Source organism: Methanospirillum hungatei (genome assembly GCF_020216685.1).
In the GTDB taxonomy this organism is placed as follows: Archaea; Halobacteriota; Methanomicrobia; order Methanomicrobiales; family Methanospirillaceae; genus Methanospirillum; species Methanospirillum hungatei_B.
In genome coordinates, this window is the sequence record NZ_JAIWNS010000228.1 from 1 (window position 1) to 7,047 (window position 7,047).

At 46.0% G+C, this 7,047-nt stretch carries 11 protein-coding genes; 6 read left to right on the forward strand and 5 right to left on the reverse strand.

Going from position 1 to position 7,047, the window contains the following annotated elements; genetic code table 11:
- The first annotated feature begins 273 nt into the window (after positions 1-273).
- Positions 274-483, forward strand: a complete 210-nt coding sequence (locus LDL35_RS13520; protein WP_304023370.1) for a hypothetical protein — start codon at positions 274-276, stop codon at positions 481-483.
- A 99-nt stretch (positions 484-582) separates the two neighbouring features.
- Here the strand turns inward: LDL35_RS13520 and LDL35_RS13525 are convergent, their stop codons facing one another.
- The 4 genes from LDL35_RS13525 to LDL35_RS13540 form a co-directional block, all read right to left on the reverse strand.
- Positions 583-1,014 (reverse strand): SLOG family protein, encoded by a 432-nt coding sequence (locus LDL35_RS13525; RefSeq protein ID WP_304023373.1) that lies wholly within the window; start codon positions 1,012-1,014, stop codon positions 583-585.
- A gap of 324 nt (positions 1,015-1,338) precedes the next feature.
- On the reverse strand, positions 1,339-1,752 hold the full coding sequence (locus LDL35_RS13530; RefSeq protein WP_304023375.1) for a DUF2493 domain-containing protein: 414 nt from the start codon (positions 1,750-1,752) through the stop codon (positions 1,339-1,341).
- A gap of 602 nt (positions 1,753-2,354) precedes the next feature.
- Positions 2,355-3,764, reverse strand: coding sequence for a PAS domain-containing protein (locus LDL35_RS13535; RefSeq protein WP_304023377.1), 1,410 nt, complete (start codon positions 3,762-3,764; stop codon positions 2,355-2,357).
- 175 nt (positions 3,765-3,939) lie between these two features.
- A complete protein-coding gene (locus LDL35_RS13540) occupies positions 3,940-4,461 on the reverse strand; it encodes a rubrerythrin family protein (RefSeq protein ID WP_304023379.1) in 522 nt (173 codons plus the stop codon).
- A 74-nt stretch (positions 4,462-4,535) separates the two neighbouring features.
- Between LDL35_RS13540 and radC the strand changes: the two genes are divergently transcribed.
- Positions 4,536-5,213 carry a DNA repair protein RadC gene (radC, locus tag LDL35_RS13545; RefSeq protein WP_304023387.1) on the forward strand — a complete coding sequence of 226 codons (678 nt, stop codon included), beginning with the start codon at positions 4,536-4,538 and terminating at the stop codon, positions 5,211-5,213.
- Here radC and LDL35_RS13550 read toward each other — a convergent pair whose 3' ends face one another.
- Entirely contained in the window at positions 5,214-5,813 is a 600-nt protein-coding gene (locus LDL35_RS13550; protein ID WP_304023381.1) for a flavodoxin family protein, read from the reverse strand.
- Between the two features lie 144 nt (positions 5,814-5,957).
- On the opposite strand from LDL35_RS13550, the gene LDL35_RS13555 reads away from it, so the two are divergent.
- From LDL35_RS13555 to LDL35_RS13570, 4 genes are all read left to right on the forward strand, one after another.
- On the forward strand, positions 5,958-6,197 hold the full coding sequence (locus tag LDL35_RS13555) for a hypothetical protein (protein ID WP_304023383.1): 240 nt from the start codon (positions 5,958-5,960) through the stop codon (positions 6,195-6,197).
- Positions 6,198-6,266: 69 nt separating this feature from the next.
- A complete protein-coding gene (locus tag LDL35_RS13560; RefSeq protein ID WP_011449687.1) occupies positions 6,267-6,392 on the forward strand; it encodes a desulfoferrodoxin FeS4 iron-binding domain-containing protein in 126 nt (41 codons plus the stop codon).
- Positions 6,393-6,397: 5 nt separating this feature from the next.
- Positions 6,398-6,736, forward strand: coding sequence for a carboxymuconolactone decarboxylase family protein (locus LDL35_RS13565; RefSeq protein ID WP_011449686.1), 339 nt, complete (start codon positions 6,398-6,400; stop codon positions 6,734-6,736).
- A gap of 6 nt (positions 6,737-6,742) precedes the next feature.
- Positions 6,743-7,047 (forward strand): redoxin domain-containing protein (locus LDL35_RS13570; RefSeq protein ID WP_304023386.1); only part of this gene is annotated, 305 nt, incomplete at its 3' end.

Sequence of the window (7,047 nt, forward strand, 5' to 3'; positions counted from 1 at the left end):
TTTTATCGTTAAAAATAGGTAGTTTTTCAGGAGTCCCTTTACAATACTATTCTAAGTAAAATTTGAAGGCATTCTCTGGTATCTCGTAAATATTCACTATTTCATAAAAATTCCCTTGATTTTCGAGGCAGGAGTAATCTGATGATATCATACGGTATGGTGATTGGGACATGAGCATCTGAAGGGCTGGCATGTGTGAAGGCTATCTGACGGATACCATTTCCCCGGGGAACTATCTGATTTACGGTTCTTAGGATAGCAGGAATCAGCGCAATGAAGATGGCCTCCGCTTCTCCCTTTTTAGTCCCTTGTCGTCGACATCCAAAATCGCCCGGACTGCAGGAACGTGAGGAGTTGGCATACCTCTGTTATGTCCTCTTATTGGACCCAAACCATACATCCAGGCGAAAACAACTGACCGGATCAGATCATATGTGGTCATCAGGGGGATTAAGCACCACAGATGCCCGTGTCAGGAGATGATACTGTGGGAAAAGAGATGAGAGTGTTTTAGAAAATATGGGAGAAAAGGAGGGTCGCTCCCATATGGTGATAGAATCCCTGGGTAACTGGAAGGACTGGTCAGTACAGGGAGGGGACAATACCAGGTTTGTAGGTCTCACTCTCTGAACGTCCTTCAAATCCACCGACACTTTTTACCTGAAGGTTGTGTGAACGTGCCTCAGCGATGAGGTTCTTTGACTCCTTGCTGACTCCGTTTGAGAGGACAAGCAGGTGAGTTCCATATTCAGCCATCTCTGAGTCACGGATGAAGAGTGCTGCATTGATGTGGCTCTGAAAGTCTGGGGCGAATTCCTTGTACTTTATGCCATGTTCTTCTGCATACTGTCTGGTGTAGGTATCAACGCCCCCAAAGCCGCCAGATACAATCTCATCAACTCCACCAATTTCAGAGATGTACTTGCTGATCTCTGCATATACCCGATCTTTTCTTTCGCAGGTCCGAAGTCCGGTAACGATGAGTTTCTTCATGGTAATTCTCTCCAGATTCATGTGTCATCAGCACCGATGCACATGTGAACAAACATCCTTGTTTTTCTGGTTAAAAGTAGATATCTTATCTAAACTCCATAAAAAATACTTTTATATACTAAATTAATCTCTTTACCCTATCTATGCTATTCGGTCTTCACGAATTTTTCTTGGATTCATAGTTCCTCTTTAGAAAATTAACAATCCGGTATATCTCTCTGGTGATTGGGGAGATAAATATGAAAAATGGCTGAGATATTCAGTCAAGAGAAACAGGGGACATGAGAGGAGGGTCTCATGCATCCGGGGATATAGTCAGATAGACGGAGGAGATCCCGTATGGCTTTAGTAGAATGTTCCCGGATATGCACCGGCATACCCGCTTTCATGTCCGGGCATTCCTTTAAAGACGCCGATAGTCTTGATGGTGAGGCGGTTTCTTCTGGCCTCTTCGATAAGGTTTAATGATTCCTTGCTGATTCCGTTTGAGAGGACAAGCAGATGAGTGCCATACTCAGCCATTCGGGCATCCCGGATAAAACTTGCTGCATTGATATGGCTCTGCCAGTCTGGAAGGAACTCAACATACTTGATTCCGTTCTCCTGTGCATATTCTTTGGCAAAGAGGTCCACGCCCTCTGAACCACCGGACACGATCTCATCGACGCCCCCTATCTCCATAATATATTTCGATATCTCAGTTTCGACGATATCCTTTCGGTCACAGGTCCGAAGTCCTGAAACGATGAGTCTTTTCATGGCTTCTCTCCTTTGTTCGCCGTGACACCAGCACCATGATGTCACGGGTGAACATACATCCTTTGGTGTAAAATCATTTTATGAAGAGTAAATTGGAGTCCATTAAAGGTATCTATATATAATTTGCATCTGATATGCATGAAAGAGGTACCTCCATGCATACATACCCCAGAAATCTCCCTGTTGGATCGATCATGGTCAGAGAGTGTTCGTCATGGCGCAATAACCAGAGCTGACTGACCGACTCCGTATGCTATTCGAGATCACAAAATCATGAGAAATCTCCCAATGAGCTCTCGTTCGGTATGATATTCTAGCTTAATAAAATCGGTTTGGTTCAGTAGTATTGATTACTCTCTGATTTTTGATATGCACAATCGCATTTCGTATTCGCATGGCGTATGCTTAATAACCGGTTCTCACAAGAGATGTGAGTAGGGAGGTCGGGAACAATCATGCGGACAGTTTTCCTGTGTGGAAAAATTCGGTCCTGAACCATGGCCACCTGAATGTATGAGTTTAGCAAAACCGTCGTTACATTCTGAATATAGGTATATCAAAACACGGGAAGACTCTCTCCCAAAACCACACACTCCCGTGTTTTATAAATCTTTCAAATTTTCTTTTAGTCTGAGCAGAAATGCCCCGGTCTGCCTGAGAAGGGTCTCAACAAGCCGTTCGGGACCTGGTGGATTTCCTGCACGTGAGATAAAAAGTACTGAACCCTGACACTCCTCTTCCAGTCCGATTCCCATACCGTGAACCTCATACTGGTTCAGATACCTGCCCAGGCATGCAAAGGGTGTCCCAGATATACCCGGATAATCGAAGATGCTTGGGGGCATCGGGGAGAGTAATCCGGGTGAGAGGACCGTGCGCACTCCAGAGATACAGGGAAATGACTTGCCGATGAGATTCTCAAAATAATCAGACAATTTTTTGTTACGCCAGTGTGTTCCCTGTGAGATCACCCTGATGGCCCCTTGCGTCTTTGAAAATGACAGAATAATTATACATGAATGTGGCCCGGTCTTTTTCAGGTAATCACCAAGGTATTGATAGAGCTGGTCGGCATTCTCTATCGTCAGAAGGCCTGTTGTAAAGTCAGAAAGGAGCGTTATCTCAAAGATAAGCTCCATTTTCGCTTTTTCCCCCCGAACCTGACTTGTGATATCACGGCCGACTGACTGATATTCTACCAGCACCCCTTCGTCATTGAACAGCCCACGATTTGTCCATTTATGCCAGGCAAGTGTCATGTCAGGCATAATAACCGGGTTTTCAGTGATAACAATCGGGTTATTGACGGTGATATCAGCAAACTGCGATCGTACCCGCTTCATATCCCTGGGTGGTATGGGCGGGGTAAATTTCTTCCCGATGATATCATCCTTGTCAACACCGAATGCACGGCAGTATGCCTGATTGGCAAAAATGACCGTCCTGTCCGGGAGATAACGGATAATAAACTCTGTCTGGTCTTCAACAACTGCCCGGTAGAGTTTTTCACTGGATTTCAGGCGCTCCTGACAGAGTCTTTTCTTTGTTATATCTTCATAAAAAAGAGTTATCCCATGTATGCCACCATGCAGGACGGTTCCGATCATCTTTACATTAAAAATCCTGACATTTGTATCTGCATTGATGACCAGTTCTTTCTGCAGGGTTATTCCAGGGCCTGCACTTTCAAGTCCGCTTAATATATCATCACTGACCATCTTCAGGTTCAGGGTGAAGATCTTCTTTCCGATGATGGTCTCCGGTCCCACCCCTTCCGCCTCAAAGAATGCAGTATTTGCGAAGGTGACAACATTGTATGCATCCAGGATGAGAATGCAGTCAGATGTGACACTGAGCATCTCATACAGCGGCATCCTCTGCGAGAGGAAAAAATGTTTCGCAGGGCCTATCCGGTCAAATTCCACGTCCCCTGATATGACCAGAACGTCGAGATATTTCGCCATGGAGTTCCGGTTGATATTCAATGCACGTGACAATTCAATCACTGTCATTCCACGGGGAGATTGACGTAATAATTGCTTGACACGTTCGAGCTCTGGTGAATACCGGTCCATGGATAACGAGTATAGAGTGGTTATTGACGCCTATTTAGTAATATGCCTTGCATATGCAGGCTCATAAAAATGTTGTGATTTTGTCCTGACTCTGACAATCAGGGCTCTGGGATCAGAGGGTTACTTCCTGGAATTTTTTCCCTGGAACACCACAGATAGGGCAGGCACCAGGAGCTGATTCCAGCGCAATGTTACCACAGACGGGGCAGAGGAATATCTTTGAAACTTCCAGATCCTTCCCTTCCTGTACTGCTGCACGTGCCTTTTCATACAGTCCTGCATGGACCTGTTCTGCCTTCATGGCAAAGGTAAATGACCTTGTGGCATCCTCATTTCCCTCTGCCTGGGACTGCTTGATGAACTCCGGGTACATATGGGTAAATTCTTCAGTCTCACCTTCAATTGCTGCGGACAGGTTCTCCAGGGTACCTGGGATACCATATACCTGCAGGTGGCGGCGTGCATGTATCTCTTCTGCAAGTGATGCAGCCTTAAAGAGTGTTGCAACTTTTGTAAATCCTTCTTCGGCTGCCTTATCTGAAAATGACGCATATTTTCTGTTTGCCTGTGACTCACCGGCAAAACCTTCCATAAGGTTGTCTTTGGTTGCCATACTGATAACATCGAGATCCATGAGGATAAGTGTTTCGAGAGGATCGGATCAGTAATCTCATCATGCACTCCGGATAACAAGTGAGGGCACAGATTATGCCTGCCAAGCGGATAACTGATATTGATCCCCTTGACCGCCCCAGGGAGAAGATTGAAAAGAAAGGGGCATCTGCCCTGAAGGACAGCGAACTTATCGCAGCAATCCTGGGAAAAGGAACTAAAAACAATGATATCCTCACCATCTCCAGACAGGTTGCTGATCTCTTAAAGAAGGACAACCTTCCGTCCTATGACACACTTCTTGAGATACATGGCATAGGCCCGACAAAAGCAGCGGTACTCATGGCCTGTTTTGAACTTGCCAACCGGTACGGGACCCCTGCAGAAAAGGAACGGATCCGGATAACAGAGCCGGATCATATCCTGAAGATATCAGAGGTGACGGACCTTTCCGGAAAATCACAGGAACATTTCCTCGTTACCACCCTGAATGGTGCTTCAGAAGTTATTTGCACCCGTACCATTACGATGGGACTATTAAATCACAGCCTTGTCCATCCACGGGAAGTCTTTGCCGATGCGATAACCGACCGTGCGGCTGCGATCATCTGCATCCATAACCATCCCTCAGGAAACCCTGAACCAAGCTCTGAAGATATCGCGGTGACCAGGCAACTCTCAGAGGCCGGGAAGATCCTTGGCATCAGCCTTCTTGATCACCTGATCTATACCAAAGGGAAGGTCACCTCCCTTCGCAGCCTTGGATATCTCTGATTATGACCGTGTGGTCAGAGCTGACCCAAGGGCAAATCCCTTATCATATGCCTCTTTCAGCAGGTCAGGGAACCGGTCCAGATCCACCTTATTATCCATGTCTTTTATGAGCAACTCATCTGCAAGTCTGCAGTCAAGGATATCACAAAACGCCAGGGTGGAGATCTTTATCCCGTCAAAGTTATTGGGCAGGTTCATGCCTGATATTGATAACAGCAGGGTCTTTCTGGTTTTGCGTTTCTCTGCTGGGATCAGGGGTGCCTTTCGCTCATATTTTGCGCAATAAAAAACCTGGCACCGGTCCATGAATGATTTCAGGTGGCCGGGAACTCCCATGGTCATGACCGGTGTGGCGATGATGAGGCTGTCCATGTTTTTGAGGAACGAATAGATAGGGATCATATCATCTTCCATGATGCAGGAGGACTGTTCCTTGCAGTAATACATCTCCCTGCAAGATGAGAACTCAAGGGATGGTACATCAATGAGGGTCACCTCGCATCCTGCCTTTTCAGCTCCTGCTATTGCCTGTTTTAAAAGTTTTGCCGTATTTCCTTCCGGAAGAGGACTTCCCAGAAGCGCAAGGATTTGTGGTTTCATACTATACAGTTCACATCATCTGTCTTTAATTCACTGTCTTTCCTATCAGGTTCATTTCATGATCCAGTGAAAATTGCTGGTATTATATCCTGAATCGAGTCTATTCTGAAAAATACGGATTCGAATCAGTTATAAAGATCAAGGATGATTACTGATATGGTGACAACCGTGACCGAAGCAAAAAAGGTCAAGGCTGGCGAAAAGGTCGGCCCGGGAAAATACGTATGTATTGATTGTGGCAAAGCACTTGAATTTACCGAGGCTGAACAGGATTTACGCAAATGCCCTGCCTGTGCCTGTGAGATGTATGACTGCTTCCCCATGACGCACATCCGCGAAGATGTAAAGACGCCTGAGGATGCAATCAATCCACCAAAACGGTAATTTTCTTTTTTTTGTCCGGCCCAACGCCACGTATCGTCTGATGAACATATTCTTTCGGAGGAGATTTCAATGGTAAATGTATCAGAAGAAGGACAGGTATATGAGTGTGAAATCTGTGGAAATGTAGTAAAAGTGCTTGAAGTCGGAGGGGGAGAACTCGTCTGCTGTGGTGAACCGATGGTTCTGCAGGGGTGAGGGGCATGTCTTCAGGGATGGATGATCTTGAGAAGAAGATAGGAAAGGTCCCCAAAATCTTTAAGAAACTGGCTGAGACCGACCCTGACATACATGAGATGATTCTCCGCCTGGACCAGTATATCTGGGATGACGGAGCATTGTCCCGAAAGACAAAAAAACTCATCGCGATTGCCATTGCTGCTTCCATGAGGGACCAGCATGCGATCAAGGCCCAGATGGCAGGAGCAAAAAACCTGGGAGTAACCAAGGATGAAGTCGAAGAAGCTCTCCGGGTTGCGTATCTCCTGGCCGGAATGCCTGCCTATGTGAACGGAAAGGTAATTGAAGAAGAGATAATGTGATTGTATATGTGTTATGAAGAAGAGTGCGAATGTGACTGTGTGGGATTTCCAATCCTTGGTGAGCCTGCACCGGATTTTGAAGCGGTAACAACCCATGGAAAATTAAAACTATCCGACCTGAAGGGTAAATGGGTAGTGCTCTTCTCCCATCCGGCAGACTTTACCCCGGTCTGTACTACTGAATTTATTGCATTTTCACAGGCTGAGGCTGAGTTTAAAGCACTCAATGTTCAGCTGATCGGTCTTTCCATCGACAGTGTCCATTCCCACCTGGCATGGGTCATGAATGTCAAGGAGAAGATGGGAGTTGA

Excerpts from the sequence above, each read along its gene's own strand:
- LDL35_RS13530 (WP_304023375.1), bottom strand. The coding sequence starts at position 1,752 with ATGAAAAGACTCATCGTTTCAGGACTTCGGACCTGTGACCGAAAGGAT.
- LDL35_RS13525 (WP_304023373.1), bottom strand. The coding sequence starts at position 1,014 with ATGAATCTGGAGAGAATTACCATGAAGAAACTCATCGTTACCGGACTT.
- LDL35_RS13550 (WP_304023381.1), bottom strand. The coding sequence starts at position 5,813 with ATGAAACCACAAATCCTTGCGCTTCTGGGAAGTCCTCTTCCGGAAGGA.
- LDL35_RS13535 (WP_304023377.1), bottom strand. The coding sequence starts at position 3,764 with ATGACAGTGATTGAATTGTCACGTGCATTGAATATCAACCGGAACTCC.
- LDL35_RS13520 (WP_304023370.1), top strand. The coding sequence starts at position 274 with ATGAAGATGGCCTCCGCTTCTCCCTTTTTAGTCCCTTGTCGTCGACAT.
- LDL35_RS13555 (WP_304023383.1), top strand. The coding sequence starts at position 5,958 with ATGATTACTGATATGGTGACAACCGTGACCGAAGCAAAAAAGGTCAAG.
- LDL35_RS13540 (WP_304023379.1), bottom strand. The coding sequence starts at position 4,461 with ATGGATCTCGATGTTATCAGTATGGCAACCAAAGACAACCTTATGGAA.
- radC (WP_304023387.1), top strand. The coding sequence starts at position 4,536 with ATGCCTGCCAAGCGGATAACTGATATTGATCCCCTTGACCGCCCCAGG.
- LDL35_RS13565 (WP_011449686.1), top strand. The coding sequence starts at position 6,398 with ATGTCTTCAGGGATGGATGATCTTGAGAAGAAGATAGGAAAGGTCCCC.
- LDL35_RS13560 (WP_011449687.1), top strand. The coding sequence starts at position 6,267 with ATGGTAAATGTATCAGAAGAAGGACAGGTATATGAGTGTGAAATCTGT.